The 24,689-nt window shown below is 74.5% G+C and carries 21 protein-coding genes; 9 read left to right on the plus strand and 12 right to left on the minus strand.

The window, feature by feature from the left end:
• Nucleotides 1-8 precede the first annotated feature (8 nt).
• From BJ976_RS08360 to rsmI, 7 genes are all read right to left on the minus strand, one after another.
• Nucleotides 9-1,835, minus strand: a complete 1,827-nt coding sequence (locus BJ976_RS08360; protein ID WP_135028990.1) for an ABC-F family ATP-binding cassette domain-containing protein — start codon at nucleotides 1,833-1,835, stop codon at nucleotides 9-11.
• Between the two features lie 38 nt (nucleotides 1,836-1,873).
• Complete coding sequence (locus BJ976_RS08365) at nucleotides 1,874-2,827, minus strand: 4-(cytidine 5'-diphospho)-2-C-methyl-D-erythritol kinase (RefSeq protein ID WP_135028988.1); 954 nt, start codon at nucleotides 2,825-2,827, stop codon at nucleotides 1,874-1,876.
• Nucleotides 2,824-3,750: a 16S rRNA (adenine(1518)-N(6)/adenine(1519)-N(6))-dimethyltransferase RsmA gene (rsmA, locus tag BJ976_RS08370; protein ID WP_135028986.1), complete on the minus strand. Its 927-nt coding sequence runs from the start codon at nucleotides 3,748-3,750 to the stop codon at nucleotides 2,824-2,826. Before rsmA ends, BJ976_RS08365 begins: the two co-directional genes overlap by 4 nt.
• Nucleotides 3,751-3,812: 62 nt before the next feature.
• Entirely contained in the window at nucleotides 3,813-5,624 is a 1,812-nt protein-coding gene (locus BJ976_RS08375; RefSeq protein WP_135028984.1) for an ABC transporter ATP-binding protein, read from the minus strand.
• Between the two features lie 75 nt (nucleotides 5,625-5,699).
• A complete protein-coding gene (locus tag BJ976_RS08380) occupies nucleotides 5,700-6,671 on the minus strand; it encodes a TatD family hydrolase (protein ID WP_135028982.1) in 972 nt (323 codons plus the stop codon).
• Nucleotides 6,672-6,764: 93 nt separating this feature from the next.
• On the minus strand, nucleotides 6,765-8,252 hold the full coding sequence (locus BJ976_RS08385) for an NAD-dependent succinate-semialdehyde dehydrogenase (protein ID WP_135028980.1): 1,488 nt from the start codon (nucleotides 8,250-8,252) through the stop codon (nucleotides 6,765-6,767).
• 196 nt (nucleotides 8,253-8,448) lie between these two features.
• Entirely contained in the window at nucleotides 8,449-9,333 is an 885-nt protein-coding gene (gene rsmI, locus BJ976_RS08390) for a 16S rRNA (cytidine(1402)-2'-O)-methyltransferase (RefSeq protein WP_135028978.1), read from the minus strand.
• Between the two features lie 45 nt (nucleotides 9,334-9,378).
• Between rsmI and BJ976_RS08395 the strand changes: the two genes are divergently transcribed.
• From BJ976_RS08395 to BJ976_RS08405, 3 genes are all read left to right on the plus strand, one after another.
• Nucleotides 9,379-11,025: a dolichyl-phosphate-mannose--protein mannosyltransferase gene (locus tag BJ976_RS08395; RefSeq protein ID WP_135028976.1), complete on the plus strand. Its 1,647-nt coding sequence runs from the start codon at nucleotides 9,379-9,381 to the stop codon at nucleotides 11,023-11,025.
• Nucleotides 11,026-11,155: 130 nt separating this feature from the next.
• Nucleotides 11,156-12,949: an AMP-dependent synthetase/ligase gene (locus tag BJ976_RS08400; RefSeq protein WP_221419675.1), complete on the plus strand. Its 1,794-nt coding sequence runs from the start codon at nucleotides 11,156-11,158 to the stop codon at nucleotides 12,947-12,949.
• An 85-nt stretch (nucleotides 12,950-13,034) separates the two neighbouring features.
• Nucleotides 13,035-14,108, plus strand: a complete 1,074-nt coding sequence (locus tag BJ976_RS08405) for an alkene reductase (protein ID WP_135028972.1) — start codon at nucleotides 13,035-13,037, stop codon at nucleotides 14,106-14,108.
• 65 nt (nucleotides 14,109-14,173) lie between these two features.
• On the opposite strand, the gene BJ976_RS08410 is transcribed toward BJ976_RS08405, so the two are convergent.
• From BJ976_RS08410 to BJ976_RS08420, 3 genes are read right to left on the minus strand one after another with little or no spacing between them, the layout of a single operon-like run.
• Nucleotides 14,174-15,367 (minus strand): TIGR01906 family membrane protein, encoded by a 1,194-nt coding sequence (locus BJ976_RS08410; protein ID WP_135028970.1) that lies wholly within the window; start codon nucleotides 15,365-15,367, stop codon nucleotides 14,174-14,176.
• Nucleotides 15,368-15,410: 43 nt separating this feature from the next.
• Nucleotides 15,411-16,970, minus strand: coding sequence for an adenosylhomocysteinase (gene ahcY / locus BJ976_RS08415; RefSeq protein WP_167736907.1), 1,560 nt, complete (start codon nucleotides 16,968-16,970; stop codon nucleotides 15,411-15,413).
• Between the two features lie 55 nt (nucleotides 16,971-17,025).
• A complete protein-coding gene (locus tag BJ976_RS08420; RefSeq protein WP_135028968.1) occupies nucleotides 17,026-17,271 on the minus strand; it encodes a DUF3499 family protein in 246 nt (81 codons plus the stop codon).
• Nucleotides 17,272-17,344: 73 nt separating this feature from the next.
• Between BJ976_RS08420 and BJ976_RS08425 the strand changes: the two genes are divergently transcribed.
• Nucleotides 17,345-17,836 carry a hypothetical protein gene (locus tag BJ976_RS08425; RefSeq protein WP_184231840.1) on the plus strand — a complete coding sequence of 164 codons (492 nt, stop codon included), beginning with the start codon at nucleotides 17,345-17,347 and terminating at the stop codon, nucleotides 17,834-17,836.
• A gap of 29 nt (nucleotides 17,837-17,865) precedes the next feature.
• Here the strand turns inward: BJ976_RS08425 and BJ976_RS12025 are convergent, their stop codons facing one another.
• Entirely contained in the window at nucleotides 17,866-18,402 is a 537-nt protein-coding gene (locus BJ976_RS12025; RefSeq protein ID WP_135028966.1) for a WhiB family transcriptional regulator, read from the minus strand.
• Between the two features lie 146 nt (nucleotides 18,403-18,548).
• Between BJ976_RS12025 and BJ976_RS08435 the strand changes: the two genes are divergently transcribed.
• Nucleotides 18,549-19,205, plus strand: coding sequence for a TIGR03089 family protein (locus BJ976_RS08435; protein WP_229667207.1), 657 nt, complete (start codon nucleotides 18,549-18,551; stop codon nucleotides 19,203-19,205).
• Nucleotides 19,206-19,224: 19 nt separating this feature from the next.
• On the opposite strand, the gene BJ976_RS08440 is transcribed toward BJ976_RS08435, so the two are convergent.
• Nucleotides 19,225-19,800: a GtrA family protein gene (locus BJ976_RS08440; RefSeq protein ID WP_135028964.1), complete on the minus strand. Its 576-nt coding sequence runs from the start codon at nucleotides 19,798-19,800 to the stop codon at nucleotides 19,225-19,227.
• Nucleotides 19,801-19,961: 161 nt separating this feature from the next.
• Between BJ976_RS08440 and BJ976_RS08445 the strand changes: the two genes are divergently transcribed.
• The 4 genes from BJ976_RS08445 (at nucleotide 19,962) to manA (ending at nucleotide 24,667) form a co-directional block, all read left to right on the plus strand.
• Nucleotides 19,962-21,173 (plus strand): 5-(carboxyamino)imidazole ribonucleotide synthase, encoded by a 1,212-nt coding sequence (locus tag BJ976_RS08445; RefSeq protein WP_135028962.1) that lies wholly within the window; start codon nucleotides 19,962-19,964, stop codon nucleotides 21,171-21,173.
• Between the two features lie 62 nt (nucleotides 21,174-21,235).
• Nucleotides 21,236-21,727: a 5-(carboxyamino)imidazole ribonucleotide mutase gene (gene purE / locus BJ976_RS08450; RefSeq protein WP_135029203.1), complete on the plus strand. Its 492-nt coding sequence runs from the start codon at nucleotides 21,236-21,238 to the stop codon at nucleotides 21,725-21,727.
• A 4-nt stretch (nucleotides 21,728-21,731) separates the two neighbouring features.
• Entirely contained in the window at nucleotides 21,732-23,354 is a 1,623-nt protein-coding gene (locus tag BJ976_RS08455; protein ID WP_135028960.1) for an LCP family protein, read from the plus strand.
• Between the two features lie 38 nt (nucleotides 23,355-23,392).
• Complete coding sequence (gene manA, locus BJ976_RS08460) at nucleotides 23,393-24,667, plus strand: mannose-6-phosphate isomerase, class I (protein ID WP_135028958.1); 1,275 nt, start codon at nucleotides 23,393-23,395, stop codon at nucleotides 24,665-24,667.
• Nucleotides 24,668-24,689 lie beyond the last annotated feature (22 nt).

Raw genomic sequence — 24,689 nt, forward strand, 5'->3', positions numbered from 1 at the left:
AGCGCTGGTCACCCCGCGAGTTCCGCCGCCTCGAGCCACTCGAGTTCGAGGGAGTCCAGCTCCTCCGCGAGTTCGCCCGCCTCGGCGGACACGGCGGAGAGCTCGTCGAACCGCTGCGCCTGGCCGAGCTCCGCCATGCGGGACTCGAGGCCCGTGCGGCGGGCGCGGATCCGGTCCATCTGCTTCTCGATCCGCGCCATGTCCTTGCGGGCCCGGCGGCGCTCCGCCTCGGACGCCTCGGGGGCGGCCTCCTCGCCGCCCCCCATCCCGCGGCATGTGCCCTCGGCGTCGCCGCGGCCGCGCGTGGGCCGGGGGGCGGCGTCGGCGTCCATGGCGGCGCGCAGCTCGAGGTACTGCTCCACGCCGCCGGGCAGGCCCCGGACCTTCCCGTCCCCGAGCAGGGCCACCTGGTGGTCCGTGACGCGCTCGAGCAGGTAGCGGTCGTGGGAGACGACGACGAGGGTGCCCGGCCAGCCGTCCAGGACGTCCTCGACCGCCGCGAGGGTGTCCGTGTCCAGGTCGTTGGTGGGCTCGTCCAGCATGAGCACGTTGGGCTCCCCCACCAGCAGGCGCAGCAGCTGAAGACGGCGGCGCTCGCCGCCGGAGAGCTCGGACACCTGGGTCCACTGCCGGGAGGTGCCGAAGCCGAGCATCTCCAGCAGCTGCCCGGGGGACATCTCCTTGTCCCCCACCTGGAACGCGGACCCCTCGCGTGCCATGACCTCGGCCACGCGGAGGTGGGCGACGTCGTCGAGCTCCTTCACGTCCTGGGTGAGGGTGGCGGAGACCACCGTCTTGCCGCGCTTCATGCGGCCGGAGTCCGGGGTGAGCGCCCCGTCCAGCAGGCGCAGCAGCGTCGACTTGCCGGCGCCGTTGACGCCCACCACGCCCAGGCGCTCGCCCGGGGCCAGGCGCAGGGTGACGCCGTCGAGGATCCGCTTGTCCCCCAGGGTGAGGGAGACGTCCTCGAGGTCGATCACGTCCTTGCCCAGCCGGGCCGTGGCGGTCTTGGCCAGGGAGACGGTGTCCCGCGGCTCGGGGACGTCCGCGATGATCGCGTTGGCCGCCTCGATGCGGAACTTGGGCTTGGAGGTGCGGGCCGGAGCCCCGCGGCGCAGCCAGGCGAGCTCCTTCTTCATCAGCTGCTGGCGCTTCTGCTCGGTGACCTGTGCCTGCCGGGACCGCTCGGCGCGGGCCAGGATCCAGGCCGCGTAGCCGCCGTCGAACGGGTCCACGGTGGCGTCGTGCACCTCCCACGTGCGGGTGCAGACCGCGTCCAGGAACCAGCGGTCGTGGGTGACCACCACCAGACCGCCGTCGGTGGGGCGCCAGCGCTGCTGCAGGTGGCGGGCCAGCCAGGCCACGCCCTCCACGTCCAGGTGGTTGGTGGGCTCGTCGAGGAAGAGGACGTCGTCGTCCCCCGCCAGCAGACGGGCCAGCGCGACGCGTCGGCGCTGGCCGCCGGAGAGCCCGGCGACGGTCTGCTCGAGGTCCAGGCCGGAGAGCAGGCCGGTGAGCACGTCCCGGATCTTGGCGTCCGAGGCCCAGACGTGGTCGTCCACGTCCCCCACCACGGCATGGCGCACCGTGTCCTCCGGGTCCAGGACGTCCCGCTGGTCCAGCACGCCCACACGCACGCCGCCGCGGCGGGTCACGCGGCCGGTGTCCGGCTCCTGCAGCCCGGCGAGGATGCGCATCAGGGTGGACTTGCCGTCCCCGTTGCGGCCCACCAGGCCGATCCGGTCCCCCTCGTCCACGCCGAGGGACAGCCCCTCCAGGACGGAGCGGGTGCCGAAGGAGATGCCGATGTTCTCGGCGCCGAGCAGGTGGGCCATGAGGGGTGGGGCCTTTCGAGACGGGTGGGGGCGGCGGGTCAGAGGACGTGGGCGCCGGGCACGGGCCCGTGCACGGGCAGTGCGGCCACCCCGGTGCGCTCCTCCACCGCCGTGGCCAGGCGCAGGGCGTCCTGCTCGCTGTGGGCGGCCAGGAGCAGGGTGGGGCCGGAGCCGGAGACCATGGCGCGGAGGGCTCCCTCGTCCATGGCCACGTCCATGACGTCGGAGAGCTCGGGGAACAGCGCGACGGCGGGGGCCTGGAGGTCGTTCTCCATGGCGGTGGCCAGGGCCAGCGGGTCCGCCCGCGTGAGGGCGCGGACCACGTCCTCGTCCACCTCGGGCACGTCCCGGCCGGCGGGAGCGCGGCCGGCGGCGCGCAGCTCGTCCAGGGTGCGGAACACCACGGGCGTGGAGAGGCCGGCGTCGGCGGGCAGGAGGACGAGGTGGACGGGCCGACGGGCGGCCACGGGGGTGAGGTCGGCACCGGTGCCGAGCCCGACGGCGGCACCGCCGAGCACGGCGAACGGCACGTCGGCACCGAGCGGCTCGGCGATCTCCGCGAGGCGGGCGCGCGTGAGGCCGGTGTCCCACAGGGCCGCGCAGGCCATGAGGGCGGCGGCGGCGTCGGCCGAGCCCCCACCCATGCCGCCGGCCACGGGCACCTGTTTGGCGACCTCGAGGTCCACGCCGTGGGTCTCGGGGTCCAGACCCAGGTGCGAGCGCAGGTGCACGGCGGCACGGTGGGCGAGGTTGCGCTCGTCCCACGGGACGTCCGTGGTGTCCACGAGGCTGACCTGACGGCTGCTGGGACCCACGGTGATCCGGCCGTCCGGGCGGGCCGTGGCGGTGACGGCCTCCCGGAGGCTCACGGCCAGGTAGACGCTGGCCACCGGGTGGTAGCCGTCCGGGCGCGGCGGCCCCACCCGAAGGGAGAGGTTGACCTTGCCGGGGGCGGTGGCGGTGACGTGCCGCGCGGACGAGGGCGCGCTCATGCGCAGGCCCCCTGCCGCCGCGACGCGTCCGGGCGGTGCGCCGCGATCCGCGCGAACGCGGCGATGTCCAGGGACTCCCCGCGCGCCTTCGGGTCCACGCCTGCGGCGAGGAGCGTCTCCTCCGCCAGGGCGGGCGAGCCGGCCCACGAGGCCAGGGCCGCGCGGAGGGTCTTGCGGCGCTGGGCGAAGGCGGCGTCCACGACGGCGAACACGTCCGTCCGGGCCACGGAGTCCACCGGGGGCTCCCGGCGGGTGAAGGCCACCAGCCCGGAGTGGATGCGCGGGGCGGGCCAGAACACCTGGGTGCCGATCACGCCGGCCTTGCGGACGTCCGCGTACCAGGCGGCCTTCGCCGAGGGCACGCCGTAGGTGCGGGACCCGGGCGGGGCGGCCAGGCGGTCCGCCACCTCCTCCTGGACCATGACGAGACCGTGGCGCAGCCCCGGCAGCTCGGCGAGGGCGTGCAGGAGCACGGGGACGGCCACGTTGTAGGGCAGGTTCGCCACCAGCGCGGTGGGGCCGGTGGCCGCGACGGGCGGGCGGACGGCGTCGATCTGCTCCGCGGACAGGGCCAGGGCGTCCGCGTGGAGCACCGCGAGGTCGGCCGCGCGCTCGGGGCGGAACTCGCCGGCGGTCCGAGGCAGTCGGGCGGCCGTGACCGGGTCGATCTCCACGGCGGTGACGGCGGCCGCGGCGTCCAGGAGGCCGAGCGTGAGGGAGCCCAGGCCGGGTCCGATCTCCAGGACGTGCTCGTCCGGGGCCAGGTCCGCGGCCGCCACGATCCGGCGGATCGTGTTGGGGTCGATCACGAAGTTCTGGCCCCACTGCTTGGTGGGCCGCAGGTCCAGCTCGGCCGCCAGACGGCGCACGTCAGCGGCGCTCAGGAGGGGCGCGGTGGCGGCGGTGTCGGGGGGCTGGACCATGCCGGCGAGTCTACCGGCGGGACCGACACGCTACGGGCGGGAGCCGGCGGCACCGGGAGGCCTCAGGCGGAGAGGTCGCCGAGCTTGACGAGTTCCCGGAACTCCGGGCTGGTCAGCTGGAGGCCGGCGAACGTGCCCTGGCCGACCACGCGGCCCTGGTCCATGAGGACGATCTGGTCGCACCGCTTCACGGTGGACAGGCGGTGCGCCACCACGATCACGGTGATGCGGCCGCTGAGGGACTCGATCACCTCGGTGACCTTGCGCTCGGTGAGGTTGTCCAGGGCGGAGGTGGCCTCGTCCATCACCAGGAGACGGGGCCTGCGGTACAGGGCGCGGGCGATGCCCAGGCGCTGGCGCTGCCCGCCGGACACGCCCACGGCACCCTCGCCGATCACCGTGTCCAGCCCGTCGGGGAGGGCGTCCAGCCACTCGCCGAGCTGCGCGTCCCGCAGGACGCGCTCCACCTCGGCGCGGTCGGCGGTGGCCACGGCCTCGGCGTCCAGAAGTACGTTCTGGAGCACTGTGCCGTTGACCACGGTGACGGACTGGGGGACGAAACCCACGTGATCCCACCAGCCGCGAGGGTTGGGCTCGAGCTCTCGGCCGTCCACGAACACGCCACCCCGCTGCGCATGGTGGAATCCGATGAGCAGGTCCACCAGGGTGGTCTTGCCGGCACCGCTGCCCCCCACGAAAGCGAAGGAGGAGCCGAAGGGGATCGTCAAGTCGATCTCCTTGAGCACCGGCTCGTCCTTGCCGGGGTACGTGAAGCTCGCATTCCTGACCTCGAGGGACCGGGTGAAGTCGATGGTCTCGTACGCCCGGTCGGCGGCGTCGAGCACCGGCTGCGCGTCCTTCAACTCCTCGACGGTGCGCTCGAAGGCGGGCCAGGACGTGCGGATCTCATTGGAGGTCGCCATGATCGAGGCCATCGAGGGGAGCACCCGGAAACCGGCCATCGCCAGAAGGGCGAGGGAGCTGAACGCCTGCTCCCCCCTCCCCGTCAGGAACGTGACCGCCACCAGCAGCGCGATGGCCACGACGAAGGCGACCTCCAGCACGTACCGGGGCATCATGGTGAGGATCATCTTGAGGCGGACAGCGGCAGCGTTCTCCGTACGGGCGTCCCGGTACTCGTGCATGAAGGCGGAGTCATTGCCCCGGATCTTGACATCCTTGTAGTTCTCCAGGCCCTGCAGTGCTGCGGTGCCCGAGCGCTCCCCCGTGACCACCAGCGTCCATCCGAGCCGCGAAGCAGGACGCCGGATCCAGTACTTCAGGATCAGTGTGATGACCAGGAAGTAGGCGGCCATGCCCAGGGCCGTGAGCGGCATGGCGACGCCGACCACCAGGGCGACGGCGACGAGCGTCACCGCGTCCGTCAGGAGAGTCACGGAGCCGCTGATCACGCCCGTGTAGGCCATGCCGACAGTGCCGGTCACGTTGTTGACCAGGGTGCCCACGGTGCGCGTGAGATGCAGACCATAGTCGGCGCGCAGGTAATAGCGCAGCAGCTTGGACGACGTCTCGATGAGGTTCCGGTTGGTGAACCCCATGGCCCACCAGCGGAAGCTGAGGACGAGCACCGCTTTGAGGAAGAAGGCCAACACCACCACACCGGCGAACGTGATGGCGTACCCCGCGGTGGTGCTCACGCCCCAGCCCTGGAGCACCCCCTCGAGGACGGCCACACCCGGTGTGCCGGTCGTCAGGATGTTGACCAGGGGGAGGATGGAGGCCAGCGCGGCCATCTCCAGCACCGCCACGAGGATCGAGCCGACCACGACGAAGCCCAGGCGGACGCGCATGGGCTTGTCCACGAGGTACTGCGTCCCGTCAGGCAGGCGGCTCTTGAGAAGGCGGGAGATCACGCCCGCCATCGTAGTGGGCGCACCTGCACGGGGATCTCGCACCGCTCGGGTGCGAGACCGGACCTTTCTCAGCCCTCAGAACTCCCCGTAGACCCTCCGCGTCGTCTCCGCGACCGCGCGGGCCAGGTCCGCCACGTCCTCGCCGCGCGCCTCCGCCATGCCACGAAGCGTCAGGGGGATGAGGTACGGCGCATTGGGCTGGCCGCGGTGCGGATGCGGGGTGAGGAACGGGGCGTCGGTCTCCACCAGGATCCGCTCCTGCGGCATGAGCCGGAGGGCCTCCCGCAGCTCGTCGTTGGCCTTGAAGGTCACGGGCCCGGCGAAGGAGGCATGCCAGCCGTGCTCCGCACAGACACGAGCGAGATCGGGTCCGCCGGAGAAGCAGTGGAACACCACGTGCGGGGGCAGACCGCCGTCGGCCTCCTCCTCGAGCAGGATCCGGACGACGTCCTCGTGGGCGTCCCGGTCGTGGATCTGCAGGGCCTTGCCGAGCCGGCGGGCCAGTCGGATGTGCCGCCGGAAGGACTCCTGCTGGGCGGCATGCCCCTCCGCCTCCCGCGTGCGGAAGTAGTCCAGGCCGGTCTCCCCCACCGCCCGCACGCGGGGATGCGCGGCGAGCTCCTCGATCACCGCGAACGCCTCCTCGAACTCCCCGCGCGCGGTGAGCCGGGCGGCGTCGTTGGGGTGCAGGGCGATCGCCCCGAGGAGGCGGGACTCGGCCTCCACGGCCTGCACGGTGAACCGGGCCGACTCGACGTCGCAGGCCACCTGCACGGCCCCCACCACGCCCACGGCCTCGGCGGCGTCCATGGCCTGGTGCACGTCCACCCGGACGAGGCCGTCCCGGAAGTCCAGGTGCGTGTGGTTGTCCACCACGGGAACGGATAGCGGCTCGGGCGCCGGCGGATACTCCAGACGGCGCTTCTTCCCGGTCTTCTCCTCGCGGGTGTCCCGCCGGGGGCCCCCGTCCTCGGTGACGGCGGGTGCCTCCGGAGTGCGGTAGGCCTGGGGCGCGGAGGGATCGGGCGTGGACGTCTGATCGGGCATGGTCCCCACTCTACGGACGACGCCGGTCCCGTCACCTCGCCGAGGTGACTGGACCGGCGTCGTGAGGATCGGGCGCTGCGGCGCCCGGCGGGGTCAGGCCTTCTGCCCGGCGAACGGGTCCGGGATGCCGACGTACTGCACCGTGGTGTACTCCTCGATGCCCTCGGCGCCGCCCTCACGGCCGAGACCGGACTGCTTGACGCCGCCGAACGGGGCAGCCGGGTTGGAGACCACGCCGACGTTGGCGCCCAGGATGCCGAAGTCGATCTGCTCGGCCACGCGGTACATGCGCGCGGCGTCCTCGGTGAACACGTAGGAGGCCAGGCCGTACACGGTGTCATTGGCCATCTCGATGGCCTCCTGCTCCGTGGAGAAGGTGACGATCGGCGCCACGGGGCCGAAGATCTCCTCCTGCAGGATCGGGTTGCCCTTCTGCACCTTCAGCGCGGTGGGGGCGTAGAAGTAGCCGTCGCCCTCGATCTTCTCGCCGCCGGTGAGGATCTCGCCGCCGGCCTCCACGGCGCGGGTGACCAGCTCGTGGATGTCGTCACGGGCGCCCTCGTCCACGATCGGGCCGAGGGTGGACTCCGGGTCCGTGCCGCGCAGCGGCTTGAGCGCCTCGAGCTTCGCCACGAACCGCTGGGTGAACTCCTCCACCACGGACTCGTGCACCAGGAAGCGGTTGGCGGCGGTGCAGGCCTCGCCCATGTTGCGCAGCTTGGCCGCGAACGCGCCGTCCACGGCCTTGTCCAGGTCCGCGTCCTCGAACACGATCAGGGGCGCGTTGCCGCCGAGCTCCATGGAGGTGCGCAGGACGTTGTCCGCGGCGTCCTTCATGAGCTTCACGCCCACCGGGGTGGAGCCCGTGAAGGACACCTTGCGCAGGCGGGGGTCCTGCATGATCGGGCCGGAGATCGCGGAGGCGGAGGAGCCGGACACCACGTTGAGCACACCCTTGGGCAGGCCGGCCTCCTGCATGACCTGCGCGAAGAGCTGCGTGGTCAGCGGGGTCAGCTTGGCGGCCTTGAGCACCATGGTGCAGCCGGCGGCGACGGCGGGGCCCACCTTGCGGGTGGCCATGGCCAGCGGGAAGTTCCAGGGGGTGATCAGCAGGCAGGGGCCCACCGGCTTGTGGTGCACCTGCATCCGGAGGGCGCCCTCCGGCATGATCAGGGTGCGGCCGTAGTGGCGCACGGCCTCCTCGGAGAACCAGCGCAGGAAGCCGTTGCCGTAGGCGACCTCGCCGCGGGCCTCGGCCAGCGGCTTGCCCATCTCCAGGGTCATGAGCAGCGCGAAGTCCTCGGCGCGCTCGTTGATCATGTCGTAGGCGCGGCGGAGGATGTCGGCGCGCTCCTTGGCGGGGGTGCGGGCCCAGGCCGCCTGCGCGGCGCACGCCGCGTCGAGGGCGGCCATGGCGTCGTCCGAGTTCGCATCCTGGAGGCTGGCGATGACCTGGCCGGTGGCCGGGTCCTTCACGTCGAAGGTCTTCCCGGAGGAGGCGTCGCGCCACTGGCCGTCGATCAGCAGGCCGGTGGGGACGGAGTCCAGCAGGGCCTTCTCGCGCTCGTCGGTCACGGTCATGGGGCACCTCTTTCGAGTCGGTGGAGCGAGGAGCGGCTCCGGCGCCGTCCTCCATGGCTGAGGAACGGGACGCACCGGCGCCGTATTCCGGCGCGATGGGACGCCGGTCCTGCTCCGGATCCTAGTGAGCGACGGCGCCGCGGTCGCGTGCGCGTCGGCCGGGAGCGGCGAGCCTGGCCGAACCGTCGAGCCTGCCTCACTCCCGCCGCGCGTCGAGCACGGTCTGGTACAGCTCACGGCTGCGCAGCCCGTGCGCGGCGGCCACCGTGGCCACCGCCTCCTTCAGCCGGGTCCCCGACGCCGTGAGCGCGGCGACCTCCGCCACCAGGTCCGCGTCCGACGCCGGGGCGACGTCCTCCGCGGAGGCCGGACCCACCAGGAGGACCACCTCCCCGCGGATCCCCTCCCCCGCCTCCCGCTCGGCGGCCCACGCGGCGAGCTCACCGGCCGTGCCGCGCACCACCTCCTCGTGCAGCTTGGTCAGCTCCCGGGCCACGCAGGCCGGTCGCCCCTCGCCCAGCACTTCGGCCACGGCCGCGAGCGCGGCCGCCGTGCGCTGCGGGGACTCGAAGTAGACCACCGTGCGCGCCTCGGCCCGGATCTCCTCGAGGCGGCGGCGCCGCTCCCCGTCCTTGCGGGGCAGGAACCCGTCGAAGGCGAAGCGGGCTGTGGGGAGTCCGGACAGGGCGAGCGCGGTGGTCACGGCGCTGGCCCCCGGTGCGCAGGTGACCGGCAGCCCGGCCTCCACCGCGGCGGCCACGAGGCGGTGGCCGGGGTCGGAGACGGCGGGCATGCCGGCGTCGGAGACCATCACCACGGTGGCGCCGGCCCGTACCTGGTCCAGGAGGCCCTGGGCGGAGGCGGCCTCGTTGTGCTCGTGGTGCGCCACCATCCGCCCGGTCGGGGTGATCCCGAGCCCCTGGCAGAGTCGGCGGGTGTTCCGGGTGTCCTCCGCGGCGATCACGTCGGCGGTGGCCAGCAGCTCGCGCAGCCGCCCGGTGGCGTCCCCCAGGTTGCCCAGCGGGGTGGCGGCCAGGACGATGCGTCCGGGGCCGGCGTCGGCGGTGCTCTGCGGGCTCATGCCCGCGAGCCTAGCCGCGTCCGTCCCGGCCCGTAGCATGGGCGCGTGCCCGCCTCCGCCCTCGTCACCCGCCCCCGCCCGGCCCGCCGGGACGTGACCGCGGCCGACCCCTCCCACCCCTTCGGCGAGGCCGCCCTGCGCGCCCGCCTGGGTGTGGAGCGCACGGTCCGCACGCACGCGCACTGGCTGGTGCCGCTGCTGGTCACGGTGCTGGCCGCCGTCATGCGGTTCACCAACCTGTCCTTCCCGGACCGGCTCATCTTCGACGAGACCTACTACCCCAAGGACGCCTACTCCCTGCTGCTCTCCGGCTACGAGCGCCGCTGGGACGAGGACGTGGACGCCGCCTTCGCCCGCGGCGAGGCGCAGCCGCTGGACGAGGCCGCCTACGTGGTCCACCCGCCGCTGGGCAAGTGGCTGATCGGCCTGGGGATGCTGGCGTTCGGCCCGGACAACGGCCTGGGCTGGCGGTTCAGCGCCGCCGTGGCGGGGACGGTGTCCGTGCTCCTGGTGACGCTCGTGGCGCAGCGGATGTTCCGCTCCGTGGCGCTCGGCGCCCTGGCCGGTCTGCTGCTGGCCGTGGAGGGCCACCACCTGGTGATGTCCCGGATCGGCCTGCTGGACATCTTCCTGTCCGTGTTCGTCCTGGCCGGGTTCGGCGCGCTCCTGCTGGACCGGGACCACGGCCGGCGCCTGCTGGCCCGGCGCCTGGCCGCGCAGGTCTCCGCGTACGACGCCGGCACCCGCTCCGCCGACCCCCTCGCCTCCGGCCCGTGGCTGGGCTGGCGGCCCTGGCGGATCGTGGCGGGCGCCCTGCTGGGCGCGGCCTGCGCCGTGAAGCTCTCCGGCCTGGCCTTCATGGCCGTGTTCGGCCTGCTCACCGTGCTGTGGGACATGGAGGCCCGCCGTACCGCCGGCATCCGGGACTGGCTGCGCGCCGGCGTCGTGAAGGACGGCCTGCTCGCCTTCGTGGCCGTGGTGGGCACCGGCGCGGCCGTGTGGCTGGCCTCGTGGACCGGCTGGTTCCGGTCCGAGGACGGCTACTACCGGCAGTGGCACGCGGACAACCCGCCGGAGGGCCCCCTCGCGGCGCTGGTCCCCGGGCCGCTGCGCTCGCTGATCCACTACCACCAGGAGTCCTTCCGCTTCCACGAGGGGCTCACCAGCCCCCACGAGTACGGCTCCAGCCCCTGGACCTGGCCCTTCATGGGCCGGCCGGTGAGCTACTACTACGAGGGCGGCGAGCCCGGGGAGAACGGCTGCCCCGCGGACGCCGCCCAGGCGTGCTCCGCGGCCATCACGGACATCGCCAACCCCGTCATCTGGTGGACGGGCCTGATCGCGGTGCTCGTGTGCGTGGCGGTGCTCCTGCGCCACCGGGACTGGCGCGCCGGGGCCCTGCTGGCCGCCTACGTGGCCGGCCAGGTGGTGTGGTTCCGCTGGCCCGAGCGCACCATGTTCTTCTTCTACACGGTGGCCTACGAGCCGTTCCTGATCCTCATGATCGTCCTGGCCCTCTCCCTGCTGCTGCGCCGGGGGCACCGGCCCGGCCCGCGGTGGGGCGGCGTGCTGGTGGCCGCATACCTCGCCGCGGCCACCGCGGTGTCCCTGTTCTTCCTGCCCGTGTGGCTCGGCGAGCAGATCCCGTACTCGTGGTGGAGCCTGCGGATGTGGTTCCACAGCTGGATCTGAGCCGCACCTCCGAGCCCGGATCCCACCCCGGGACCGGCGCACGGGCCTGACCGGGCCCGCCGGGGTCGCTAGGCTCGACCCCGTGCACCACGAGACCCCCACCACCGAGGCGTCCACGGACGTCGTCGGCATGCCCCCGGCCGAGACCAACGTCACCGACCTCATCCTCGCCTCCGCCGCCGAGGCTCCAGAGGCCCCGGTGTACGCGCTGCGCAACGGCGCCGGCGCCTGGCTGGACGTCCGGTTCGACACGTTCCTGGACCAGGTGCGCGCCGTGGCCAAGGGCCTGATGGCCCGCGGCGTGGGACGCGGGGACCGGGTGGCCCTGTTCGGCGCCACGAGCTACGAGTGGGCCGTCCTGGACCAGGCCGTGTGGTTCGCCGGTGCGGTGTCCGTCCCGGTCTACGAGACCTCCTCCGCGCACCAGGTGGCGCACATCCTCGGGGACTCGGGCGCGGTGCTGGCCGCCGTCGGCACCCCCGCGCTGGACGCGCGCACCCGCGAGGCGGCGGCGCTCGCCTCGTGCGAGGTGGACACCTTCCCCATGACGCCCGAGGGCCTCGCCGAACTGGCCCGCGAGGGGCAGGACGTCCCCGACGAGGAGCAGGAGGCCGCCCGCGCGGCCGCCACCCTCGCCGACCCCGCCTCGATCGTCTACACCTCCGGCACCACGGGCCAGCCCAAGGGCGCCATCATCACCCACGGGAACTTCGCGGCCGCGTGCCTCAATGTCCTGGAGTTCGCCGCCGAGGTGGTCGGCCGCGGCCACGCGGAGCCCTCCCGCACCCTGATGTTCCTGCCGCTGGCGCACGTGCTGGCCCACGCGGTGCAGGTGATCTGCCTCTACGGCCGCATCCAGGTGGCGCACGCCCCCTCCACCGCCACCCTGCTCAAGGACCTCGCCTCCTTCCGCCCCACGTGGCTGCTGGCCGTGCCGCGCGTGTTCGAGAAGGTCGAGTCCGGGATCGCCGCCAAGGCGGAGAAGGCCGGCACCGGCCGCATCTACCGGGCGGCGCGGGCCACGGCCATCGAGTGGTCCCAGGCGGTGCAGGCCCGGGAGCACGGCGAGGGGCCCGGCCCCTCCGTGGCGCTCACCGCGCGTCGGGCGCTGTTCGACCGGCTGGTCTACCGCAAGGTGCGCGAGGCCCTGGGCGGTCAGGTCCGGTACTGCGTCTCCGGCGCCTCGGCCCTCTCCCCCGAGCTCACGCACGTGTTCCGCGGCATGGGGGTGCCGATCGTCGAGGGGTACGGGCTCACCGAGACCACCGCCCCGGCCACCGTGAACATCCCCGGCGCGCACAAGATCGGCACCGTGGGCCTGCCCGTGGCCGGCGCCGCCGTGCGGATCGCCGAGGACGGCGAGATCCTCGTCTCCGGCCCCGTGGTGTTCGGCGGCTACCACGGCCGCCCCGAGGCCTCCGCCGAGAGCTTCGACGGCGAGTTCTTCCGCACGGGCGACCTGGGCTCCCTGGACCAGGACGGCTACCTGCGCATCACGGGGCGCAAGAAGGACGTGATCGTCACCGCGGGCGGCAAGAACGTGTACCCCACGCCGCTCGAGGAGATCATCCGCCGCCACCGCCTGGTGGACCACGCCGTGGTGGTCGGCGACGACCGCCCCTACGTGGGCGCCCTGATCGTGCTGGACGAGGACGAGCTGACCAGCTGGGCCCTGGACCGCGAGCGCAGCCTCACGCTGGCCGAGGCGGCGGAGGACCCCCAGGTCCTGGCGGCGCTGCAGGAGGCCGTGGACGAGGCCAACGAGACCGTGTCCCGCGCCGAGGCCATCCGCCGCATCCGCGTGCTGGACCACGTGGTGACGGAGGAGTCCGGCCACCTCACCCAGTCGCAGAAGCTCAAGCGCGGCCAGCTGATCGAGGACGTCGCCCACGAGGTCGAGGCGCTGTACCAGCGCCGTCGCTGAGTGGACGGCACGGGCCGCGGAATATCCGCGGCCCGCCCGCCCGTTGCCGGGGGTGACCTCGACCGACCCGACCGACAGGACCCCCATGCCCTCCCTGTTCGACCCCCTCGACCTCGGCGCCCTGCGCCTGGACAACCGCGTGACCATGGCCGCGCTGACCCGCCAGCGCGCCGGCGAGGACGGCGTCCCCACGGACCTGCACGTGGAGTACTACCGCCAGCGTGCCTCGGCGGGCCTGGTGATGAGCGAGGGCGTGTTCCCGGCGTTCTCCTGCCGCTCCTTCCCCGGCCAGGCCGGGATCGCGGACGCGGACCACGCCGCCGGCTGGGCGCGCGTGGCCGAGGCGGTCCACGACGACGGCGGGCGCCTGTTCCTGCAGATCATGCACGGCGGGCGCATGTGCCACCCGGACCTGCTGCGCGGCGCCGAGCCGGTGGCCCCCAGCGCGATCGGCCCGGGCGTGCCCGTGCGCGGCTTCTCCGGCAAGCTCGAGGGCTCCGTGCCCCGCGCCCTGCAGGCCGAGGAGCTGCCGGGGATCGTGCAGGAGTTCGCGGACGCCGCCCGCCGCGCGGTGGACGCGGGCGTGGACGGCGTGGAGATCCACGGCGCCAACGGCTACCTGCTGCACGAGTTCGCCGCGGCCTCCAGCAACCGGCGCACGGACCGCTACGGCGGCTCCCCGGAGAACCGGGCGCGGCTGACCGTGGAGGTGGTGCGCGCGGTGGCCGCGGAGATCGGGGCCGAGCGCACCGCCCTCCGGATCTCCCCCGAGCACGACGTCCAGGGGGTGCTGGAGCCGGACCGGCAGGACGTGCTCGCCACGTACGGGGCGATCCTGGACGGCCTGGCCGACCTCGACCTGGCCTACCTGTCCGTGCTGCACCGGGACATCGACGGCGACCTGGTGGCCGCCCTCCGCGAGCGCTTCGGCGGGACGTTCCTGCTCAACAGCGGCTTCGCCTCCCCCACGGACCTGGCCGAGGCCCGGCACATCGTGGAGGACGGCCTGGCCGACGCCGCCGTGGTGGGCCGGGCGCTGATCGCCAACCCGGACCTGGTGCGCCGCTGGCGTGAGGGCCTCGACCTCAACGAGCCGGACCCGCAGACGTTCTACGTGGGCGGGGCGCGCGGCTATACGGACTACCCCACCGCCGACTGAGCGACCCCCGGCAGCGACTGCCGCCGGGGGCCTGTGGTCCGTGCGGGACGTCCCGCGGGGCGCGCTCAGCGCGCCCCGTAGGCGTCCTCGCGGGCCCAGCGCAGGCGGGTGGCCTCCAGCTGGGCGCGGCGGTCCTGCGTCAGCTCCCGACGGCGGCGGCTCGGCCAGCCCAGCACGAGCGCCAGGAGCGCACCGGCCAGGGTCAGCACGGCGACGGCGAAGGCCGCGTCCACCCAGAACTGGCCCGGGTAGAGGCGGATGAGCGAGTCCGCCGTGGAGAACGTCCACGTGCCGTCCGCGAAGAACAGTGAGTGGAACCCGGCGAAGAACGTCTCCCACCCGGTGGCGGCCAGCACGCCGAGCACCACGAGGGCGATCAGCAGCCACACCGCGCCGGCGAACAGGGCGCGGCGCACCCCGCCCGGGCTGGTGCGGTGCAGGTACCAGGCCAGGGCGGCGCACACCAGGGCCAGCACCACCAGGGCGGCCGTGGCCGCGAGCATCACGATCTTCACGTCGGTCATGTGGGACACCTCCGCGGCGGTGAAGAGCGGCTGCCCCTCGTGCATCAGCGAGGACAGGTACCGGGAGCCCGCCGCGTTGCTCAGGTAGTCCAGGCCGGCGGAGCCGTAGTGCATCCGGTCCGCCGTGGTGAACCCGTAGTCGTCCGCGGGGAACCCGGGCCGGTGGTACTCAAGCCAGAGGAACAGCGGGCTGGCCACGAGGCGCACGGCGCCCAGCAGCAGCGTCAGCGGGGCCAGCACGGCCAGCAGCACCTGCGCGATGCGCGGCCCCGCCTTCGGCAGGCGCGCCTGCTCCTCCGGGGTGGGCCCGTCCGCGTCCACGGCACGGGAGCCGGCCACCCCCGCGGGCGCGGCGGCGGCGTCCCCCGGGTAGCGGTCCGGGGCGTGGCCGCCCACCGGGGCGCCCTGGCGCACCGTCGGGCGGGCCGCCGTACCGCCGAGCGCCCCCGCGGGGGCGGTGGCGGCCGCCGGGGTCTCCCGCGTGAACGCGATGTCCTCCCTGCCGTCCGCGGCGTGCGCGCCGACACCGGACCCGCCGGCCGCGGCGATCCCGCCGCGATCCATCACCAGGGTCGGGTTGTCCCCCGCACCGGGGCGGTCCGTGCCGCCCTGACGGGGCAGCGCCTGGGTGGTGTCGGCGTCGTCCTCCACGAACGCGCCGTAGTCCAGCCCGGACTCGAAGTCGTCGGAGCCGGCGCGGTCCGCGCGCCCGCCCCCGGGGATCTGGGAAGCCATGGGAGTCCTCTCCTGCCGGGCCGCCGCGGAGGGCGGCACGGGCTCAGTAGCGGTAGTGGTCCGCCTTGTAGGGGCCGGCCACGTCCACGCCGAGGTACTCGGCCTGGGTCTTGGACAGCTCGGTCAGCCCGACGCCGAGGGCGTCCAGGTGCAGGCGGGCGACCTTCTCGTCGAGCACCTTGGGCAGGGTGTAGACCTGCTTCTCGTAGTGCTGGCCGGTGAGGGCGCCGGTGCCGGTGGAGCCGCCGAACAGCTCGATCTGCGCCATCACCTGGTTGGTGAAGGACGCGGACATCACGAAGGACGGGTGGCCGGTGGCGTTGCCCAGGTTCAGCAGGCGGCCCTCGGAGAGCACGATGATCGAGCGCTCGGACTCCGTGCCGGACTCGAACGTCCACTCGTGCACCTGCGGCTTGATCTCGGTCTTCACCACGCCGGGGACGCGGGCCAGCCCGGCCATGTCGATCTCGTTGTCGAAGTGGCCCACGTTGCCCACGATCGCCTTGTCCTTCATGCGGAGCATGTCCTCGGCCATGATGATGTCCTTGCCGCCCGTGGTGGTGATGAACAGGTCGCCCTGCTCCACCACGTCCTCGAGGCGGGCCACCTGGTAGCCGTCCATGGCCGCCTGCAGCGCGCAGATCGGGTCGATCTCGGTGACGATCACCCGGGCGCCCTGGCCGCGCAGCGCCTCGGCGGCGCCCTTGCCCACGTCCCCGTAGCCGCACACCACGGCCACCTTGCCGCCGATCAGCACGTCCGTGGCCCGCATGATGCCGTCCGGCAGGGAGTGGCGGATGCCGTACTTGTTGTCGAACTTGGACTTGGTCACCGCGTCGTTGACGTTGATGGCCGGGAAGAGCAGGGTGCCGGCCTGGGCCAGCTGGTACAGGCGCATCACGCCGGTGGTGGTCTCCTCGGAGACGCCGCGCAGGGTGCCCGCGGTGCGGGTCCAGCGCTGCGGGTCCTCCGCGAGGGAGCGGCGCAGGGTCTCCAGGATGATCCGGTACTCCTCCGGGTCCTCCTCCGTGGCGGAGGGCACCGCGCCGGCCGCCTCAAACTCCACGCCCTTGTGCACCAGGAGGGTGGCGTCCCCGCCGTCGTCGAGGATCATGTTGGGGCCCAGCTCCGGGTCCTCCGCGGCGCCGGGCCAGGTGAGGATCTGCGAGGCGGTCCACCAGTAGTCCTCGAGGGACTCGTTCTTCCATGCGAACACGGGCACGCCCCGCGGGTCCTCCGGGGTGCCCTCCCCCACCACGACGGCGGCCGCGGCCTCGTCCTGCGTGGAGAAGATGTTGCACGAGGCCCAGCGGACCTCCGCGCCCAGGGCCGTGAGGGTCTCGATCAGCACGGCGGTCTGCACCGTCATGTGCAGCGAGCCGGCGATCCGGGCGCCGGCCAGGGGCTGGGACTCGCCGAACTCCTCGCGCAGGGACATCAGGCCCGGCATCTCGTGCTCGGCCAGGCGGATCTGGTGACGGCCGGCCTCGGCCAGGGAGAGGTCGCGGACCGCGAAGTCGAAGCGCGCGCCGGGCACGGTGGTGCGGTTGGCGTACGCGGGGTCCACGTCGGGGGTCTGACGTGCGGAGGGGGTGTTGGTCATGGACCCCAGCCTACCGAGGCGCCCGGACGCCGCAGGCGGGCCGGGACGGCGCAGGTCACCAGGCGTCGTCGACGGCGCGCAGCGGGCCCCGCGCGGGGGCCGCCGGGGCCGGGGCGTCGATGCGCAGGACCTCCCAGCCGCGCGGGGCGGTGATGCGGTCCGCGTGCGCGGCGCAGAGGTCGTAGGCGTGGGGCTCGGCGAGCTGGGACAGCGGGCCGATCACCACCTGGGAGTCGGCGTAGTTGTACGTCAGCGTGGCCAGGGCAGGCTCCTGGCACGGCGTCTTGCTGCAGCGTCGCATGGCTCCCACGGCAGATCACCCTACCCGCCCCGGGGGACCGGGCGGCCTGCGCCCGCTGGCCTAGCATGGGCCCATGTCCGCCGACCCCCTCGCCCCGCTGCCGCCGACGTCCCCGCGCGCGCCGGGCCACGGGCGTCGACCGGGCCGGCGCCGGGACGTGCGCGGCCGCGGGCTCCGGCACCCCCTGCCCTTCGGGGTGCGCAACCCGCGCGGGCGCGTGGAGGCCTTCGTGGACGCCGTGCAGTCCGCCGTGGAGCGCCTCGCCGGCCTCGGCGTCCCCGGGCTGCGCCGGGTCACCGCGCGGGTGGAGCGCATCCCGGACCGTCTGGACGACCGCCTGGCCCTGCTCCGCGCCCGCGCGGACGGGGACGACGAGGAGCTGTTCGGCCGCGCGGAGACCGACGGGCCGGACGGGGTGGTGCTCACCCTCTTCGAGCGGCCCCTGCGGGAGACCGTGGAGACCGCCGACCTGGAGGACGCCGTCTACGGGGTGGCCCTCAGCCGCTGTGCGGCCGCGCTCGGCGTGGACCCGCAGACGCTCGACCCCTCGTGGGGTCGGGTCTGACCGACCGCACCGGCCGGACCGAGCACCGGTCAGCCGCGCTCGCGGCGCAGGCGGCGGCGCTCCCGCTCGGAGAGCCCGCCCCAGATGCCGAACCGCTCGTCGTTGTCCATGGCGTAGTCCAGGCACTCCTGGCGCACCAGGCACGCGGCGCACACCCGCTTGGCGTCCCGCGTGGACCCGCCCTTCTCCGGGAAGAAGGCCTCGGGGTCCGTCTGGGCGCACAGGGCGTCCACCTGCCACGCCAGCTCGCCCTCCACGGGCTCCATCACGACGCCGGGCACCGGCTCCCAGCGCTCGGCCCCCTCGGCGCGGGCGGCCTCGCGGCGCGGGGCCAGCTCGGTGACGGTGGCGCCCGGGGTGCCGGCGTCGTCGTCGTCGTCGTCCAGGAGGTCATGGGCGGCGAGGAGCGCCGAGGCCCGGTCCTCGAGGGAGCCGGAGGCGTCCCACGCCCCGGCGGCGGGGTCGGCGGGGTCCAGGAACCAGTCGCTGGGAACGGCGCGGGAGCGGGCGGCGGCCTGGGCGCGCTCCGCGTGGCCGGCGTCCTCGATCCGCTGCGTGTCCTGCATGGTCAGCACTCTCCTGTGGCCCTTGCTCGACGGTCCCGTGGCCCGGGACGGCGCGCGGCGCGGCCCCAGGACTCCGACCAGATTACACGGTTGTCATTCGCCCCCCGGCCGGTCGCCGGCGCGGTCCGGGGTGCCAGACTGAGGCCATGGTCTCCCTCTCCACACCCCGCGCCCAGGGCCCGCTGGTCACCCGGCTGGCCGCCTCGCCCCGCCCCGCGCTGCGGCAGGATCCCGCACCGGATGCCGGCGGCGGCCACGGCGGCGTGGACCAGCGGATCGAGCTGTCCGGCGCCGTGGTGGTGAACTGGGCGGCCAAGGCCGCCGGCCTGCTGCTGGACGAGGGCGTGGGCCCCGGGGACGCGGTCCTCGTGGACCTCCCCGACCACTGGCTCTCCCGCGCCCTGGCCCTGGGCGTGCTGGTGTCGGGCGCACGGCTGGACCCCGCCTCGGGCGCCCCCTGCCCCGCCGAGGACGCCACGGCGGCCGCCGTGCTCACGGACCGCCCGGAGGCGTGGCAGGACCCGGCGCTGACGGTCGTGGCGGTGCGCCTGCCGCGCGGGCTCGAGCCGGACTTCGGGGACGGCTCCGCGGACCCCTCCGTGGTGGACCTCGCCGCGGAGATCCGCGCGCAGCCGGACACCCTGCCCGGGCCCGTGGACCACGTGACGCCGGACGCGGTCCCGGCCTCCGGTGCCGGCACGGGTGACGGCCGCGGCGAGGGACGCGCGCGGCTGGGCGCCGACGTCGTGCGCGGGACCCTGGAGGAGTGGGACGCGGGGCGCTGCGCCGTCGTGCCGGCCTGAGACCGGCGCGGGGCCGCGGTCAGCGGGCGTCGTCCTCCGGGTGCGGCCGGTGGCGGTGCACCACGCCCGGGGCGTGCTCGGCGTGGTCGTGCAGCACGGGGATCTGGCCGGTGATCACCGCGATGTCGTTGGCGAAGCCGGGCTCCTCGTCCAGCTCCTCCCGGAACACCCAGAAGCGGTAGGCGAAGTACCGGAACATGGTGCCGAAGAACAGGCCCACCACGTTGCCGGCGATGAACAGGCCCGTGGGGTCCGTGATCCCCATGAGGTACTGGGCGATGAAGACGCAGCCGGCCTGGATGCCCAGGCCGATCGCGTTCATGAGGAGGAACATCACGAGCTCGCGCACCTTGTTGGTGGAGCGCTTGTCCCGGAAGGTCCAGTAGCGGTTGGCCACCCAGCTGAACATCGTGGCCACCACGCCGGCCACGATCTTGGCCTTGACGTTCGAGCCCTCGAGCGGGCCGGTCATCATCCACCAGAAGACGAGCGAGTCGATCACGAACGCGGCGGCACCCACCGTGCCGAACTTGGCGACCTCGCGCCACAGCATGGAGACGACACCGGTGGCGCGGCGCCAGAGATCGGACGGCATGGGGCGGGACACCTCGGTTCGGACGACGGGGTCCGTGCGGCGGTCGGCCGCCGGACGGCTGGGGAACACTGTAGTGCCGGGCGGGGCCGGCACCGGCCCCGCGGAGACGGCACGGCGGCGATCCTGACGGAGTTCCCAGCCTGCGCCACTAGCCTGGTGCCGTGACTTCCCCTCGACTCGGTGTGATCGGCGGTGGCCAGCTGGCCCGGATGATGGCGGGCCCGGCCGCGGAGCTGGGCGTGCCCTTCCGCGTGCTCGCGGAGGCCCCGGACGCCTCCGCGGCCCAGGTGGCCCCCCACGTGGTGGGCGACCACGCCTCCCTGGACGACCTGCGCGCCTTCGCGGCCACGGTGGACGTGGTGACGTTCGACCACGAGCACGTGCCCACGGAGCACCTGCGGACGCTCGAGGCGGAGGGCGTGGCCGTGCGCCCCGGCCCCGACGCCCTGCAGTTCGCGCAGGACAAGCTCCTGATGCGGGAGGCCGTGGAGCGCCTGGGCCTGCCGAACCCGGCCTGGGCGCCGGTGAGCACGCTGGACGAGGTGGTGGCCTTCGGCGACCGGCACGGCTGGCCCATGGTCCTGAAGACCGCCCGCGGCGGCTACGACGGCAAGGGCGTGCTCGTGGTGGACTCCGCCGAGGACGCCCGCGCCGGCGCCGAGGAGGGCACCCTCGCCACGTGGCTGGGCGCGGGCATCGCGCCGCTGCTGGCCGAGGCCATGGTGCCGTTCTCCCGCGAGCTCTCCGCGCAGGTGGCCCGCACGCCCTCCGGCCGGATCGCCGCCTACCCCGTGGTCGAGTCGGTGCAGACGGACGGGGTGTGCGACGTCGTCACCGCGCCCGCCCCGGACCTGGACCCCGCCGTGGCGGAGGCCGCGTCCGCGGCGGCCGCCCGGATCGCCGAGGAGCTCGGCGTGGTGGGCATGCTCGCCGTCGAGCTGTTCGAGACCCCAGGCGTGGGCCCGGGCTTCCAGGTCAACGAACTGGCCATGCGCCCGCACAACTCCGGCCACTGGTCCATGGACGGCGCCGTGACCGGCCAGTTCGAGCAGCACGTGCGCGCCGTGCTGGACCTGCCGCTCGGAGACACCTCGCCCCACGGCCGCGGCACCGTCATGAAGAACATCCTGGGCGGGGCCCGCGAGGATCTGCATTCCGGCTACGCCGACGCCATGGCCGCCCATCCCCGGGCCAAGGTCCACACCTACGGCAAGGACGTGCGCCCCGGCCGCAAGGTGGGCCACGTGAACGTGGTGGCCGAGGCCGGGCTCGGCCTGGCCGACGCCGCCCTCGCCGCCGACTCTGCCGCCGCCGTCCTGCGCGACGGCACCGCGCCCCGTCCCCTCGACCCCGCCCCGGAGGCCCGCCCGTGACCGCACCCGACGCCCCCTTCACCCAGCCCCTCCAGGACGCGGCGCCCGTGGTCTCCGTGGTGATGGGCTCCGACTCCGACTGGCCCGTGATGCGCCAGGCGGCCGAGGCCCTGCGCTCCCTCGACGTGCCCGTGGAGGTCGGCGTCGTCTCGGCGCACCGCATGCCGCATGAGATGACCGCGTTCGGCGCGTCCGCGCACGAGCGCGGGATCCGCGTGATCGTGGCCGGCGCCGGCGGCGCGGCGCACCTGCCCGGCATGCTCGCCGCCGTCACCCCGCTGCCGGTGATCGGCGTGCCCGTGAAGCTGAAGTCCCTGGACGGGCTGGACTCCCTGCTGTCCATCGTGCAGATGCCCTCCGGCGTGCCGGTGGCCACCGTCTCCGTGGACGGCGCCACGAACGCCGGCCTGCTGGCCGCGCGCATCCTCGCCGCGGGCGACTCGGACGAGGCCGCCCGGCTCCGCGACGCCCTCACGGCCCACGCCGCGGACCTCAACGCGCAGGCCCAGGCGAAGGGGGCCCGACTCCGGGACCGGCTGACCGCCGAGGCCTGAGACCGTGCCCTCCTCCCCCCTGCACCTGCACAGCACCGCGGACCCGCTGCGGGACCCGCGGGCGGCCTCCCCCGCCGAGCGCCGCCGCCGCGCCGGCATCCTCTTGCTGCTCACCGCCCTCGTGCCCGGCGGCGCCCAGGCGGTCGCCGGCAGCCGCCGGCTCGGGCGCGCCGCGCTGCGGGTCACCCTGACGGTGTGGGCCGTGCTGGCCGCGGCGCTGGCCCTGTACCTCGCCTCCCGCGCCACGCTCCTCTCCCTGCTGGCGAACGACGTCGTCCTGATCGGCCTCGGCGCCGCCCTCGTGGCGCTGGGCCTGGGCTGGGCATGGCTGTGGCTGGACACCTTCCGGCTCATCCAGGCGCGCCTGCTGGCGCCCCGGGCGCGCGCGGCGACGGCCGCCGCCACCGCCGCGGCCGTGCTGGTCACGAGCGGCGGACTGCTCTACGGCGGCTGGGCCTCCCAGGCCGGCCGCGGGGCGCTGGGCAGCGTGTTCGGGGACGGCCCGGCCCTCGCGGCCGCGGACGGCCGGTACAACGTGCTCGTCATGGGCGGGGACGCCGGCGAGGGCCGCACCGGCCTGCGCCCGGACTCCATGCACGTGGTCTCCCTGGACGCAGACACCGGCGCCGCGGCCATGTTCTCCCTGCCCCGGAACCTGCAGAACGCCCCGTTCTCCGAGGGCTCCCCCCTGTGGCAGGCGTACCCCACCGGCTACGACTGCGGGGACGCGTGCATCCTCAACTCCCTCTACACGGACGTCGAGGAGAAGCACCCGGACCTGTACCCGGACGCGGAGCATCCGGGCGCGGAGGCCATGATGGACGCCGCCGGCGGGATCCTGGGGATCGAGGTGCACGGCTACGCCATGATGGACATGGCCGGGTTCGCCCAGCTGATCGACGCGATGGGCGGGGTGGAGGTGGTCTCCGGCGGCTACGTCACCCACCGCGGCCAGCGCCCCGACGGCGAGTGGGGGGACATCTGGTGGGCTCCCGGCACCCACCGGTTCGACGGCGAGGACGCCCTCGCGTTCGCCCGCTCCCGCAAGTTCGCCACGGACTACGCCCGCATCCGTCGCCAGCAGTGCATGCAGGCGGCGATGCTCGAGCAGTTCACCCCGGCCACCGTGCTCACCCGCTTCCAGGGCATCCTCGACGCCGGCCAGCAGATCGTCACCACGAACCTCCCCCAGCGTCAGCTGGGCACCTTCGTGGACCTGGCGGAGGGGTCCCGGAGGTACGAGATGCCCCGCCTGACGATCGGCGCCCCCGACTTCGGCACCGCGGCGGACCACTTCACCGCGGACCCGGACTACGACCTCGTGCACCGGCGCGTGGCCGAGATGCTCGACGCCGAGCCCGAGGCGCGCGCCCGGGCGGGGGCCGCCCGGACCACCCCGACGACGACGGCCGCCGGGGCGGTCCCCGTGCTCACCGTGCTCGCCGCCCCGGCCGCCGGGCGGCAGGACGGCGTGGACGTGGACGACCCGGACACGTGGCCCGACGCCCCCTCCCATGCGGACGGCAGCCCGTACTCGGCCGAGGAGCTGATGGCGCTGCAGGACGCCGGGTACGAGGCGGAGCTCGTGCGGATCGCCTCCACGAACGACCTGTGCGCCCCCGCCTGACCAGTGGCCCACCGGCCGGTCTGGCCTACCCTGGGGGCATGCATGTGCTCGACGCGGCCGTCCGCGACTACGCCTGGGGATCCCCCACGCTCCTGCCCCGGCTCGAGGGCCGGGAGCCCACCGGCGCCCCGGAGGCGGAGAAGTGGCTCGGGGCCCATCCGGGGGCGCCGAGCGCCGTCGTCGGGGAGGACGGGAGCCGGCGCGGCCTGGACGAGGTGATCGCCGCGGACCCGGAGGGCACGCTCGGGGCCGCCCGGCGCTTCGGCCGGCTGCCCTACCTGATGAAGCTGCTGGCGGCCGCCCAGCCGCTGTCCATCCAGGCCCACCCCACCCTGGGCCGGGCCCGCGAGGGGTTCGCGCAGGAGGAGGCGGCGGGCGTGCCCGCGGACGCCCCCCACCGCAACTACAAGGACGACAACCACAAGCCGGAGATGATCGTGGCCCTCACGCCGTTCTCCGCGCTGTGCGGGTTCCGTCGGCCGGAGGAGGCCACCGCGACCTTCGAGCGCGTGGCCCTCGCCCTGACCGAGTGGGCGGACGGGGACTCCACGCAGGTGGCCGTGGCCGCGCGCCGCATGGCCGTGCTCCTCGCGGACGAGGACGTGGAGGGCGCCTTCACCGACATCCTCGACCCCGCCTCCGTGTGGACCGCCGAGGGCGGCGTCGACCAGCTCGTGGAGGCCCTGCGCGGCATGCCGGACCTGATCCGGCAGGACGAGGCGCTCGAGACCGCCCTCCAGGTGGCCGAGCACTTCCCCGGGGACCCGGGCGTGGTGGTCACCCTCCTGCTCAACCGCGTGGACCTGCAGCCGGGCCAGGCCGTCCACCTGCCGGCCGGCAACGTGCACGCCTATCTGCGCGGCCTCGGCGTGGAGGTCATGGCCGCCTCGGACAACGTGCTCCGGGGCGGCCTCACGGACAAGCACGTGGACCTGGCGGAGCTGCGGGCCGTGGTGGAGTTCGAGCCGATGCCCGTGCCCTACACGGATCCCGAGGCGGACGGCGACGGCGTCACGCGCTACCGTCCGCCGTTCGACGAGTTCGAGCTCACGCGCCTGAGCGCCGACGCCGGTCGGCTCGCCCCGACCGGGGACGCGCCGGGCGCCGGGGTGCGCGCCCACGTCGCCGGGCCGGCGATCGCCGTGGCCACCGAGGGCACGGCCGTCCTGCGCTGCGGGGACGAGGCCGTCCGTCTCACCCCCGGCCAGTCCGTGTTCGTCCCGGCCGCGCAGACCGCCGACGCCCCTCTCGCGCTGACCGCCGAGGGGCACGGCCGCGCCACCGTGTTCGTGGCCGCCCTGCCCTCGTCCTGACGGCCGAGGGCCGGGCCCCTGC

Source organism: Micrococcus flavus, assembly GCF_014204815.1.
Taxonomy (GTDB): Bacteria; Actinomycetota; Actinomycetes; order Actinomycetales; family Micrococcaceae; genus Micrococcus; species Micrococcus flavus.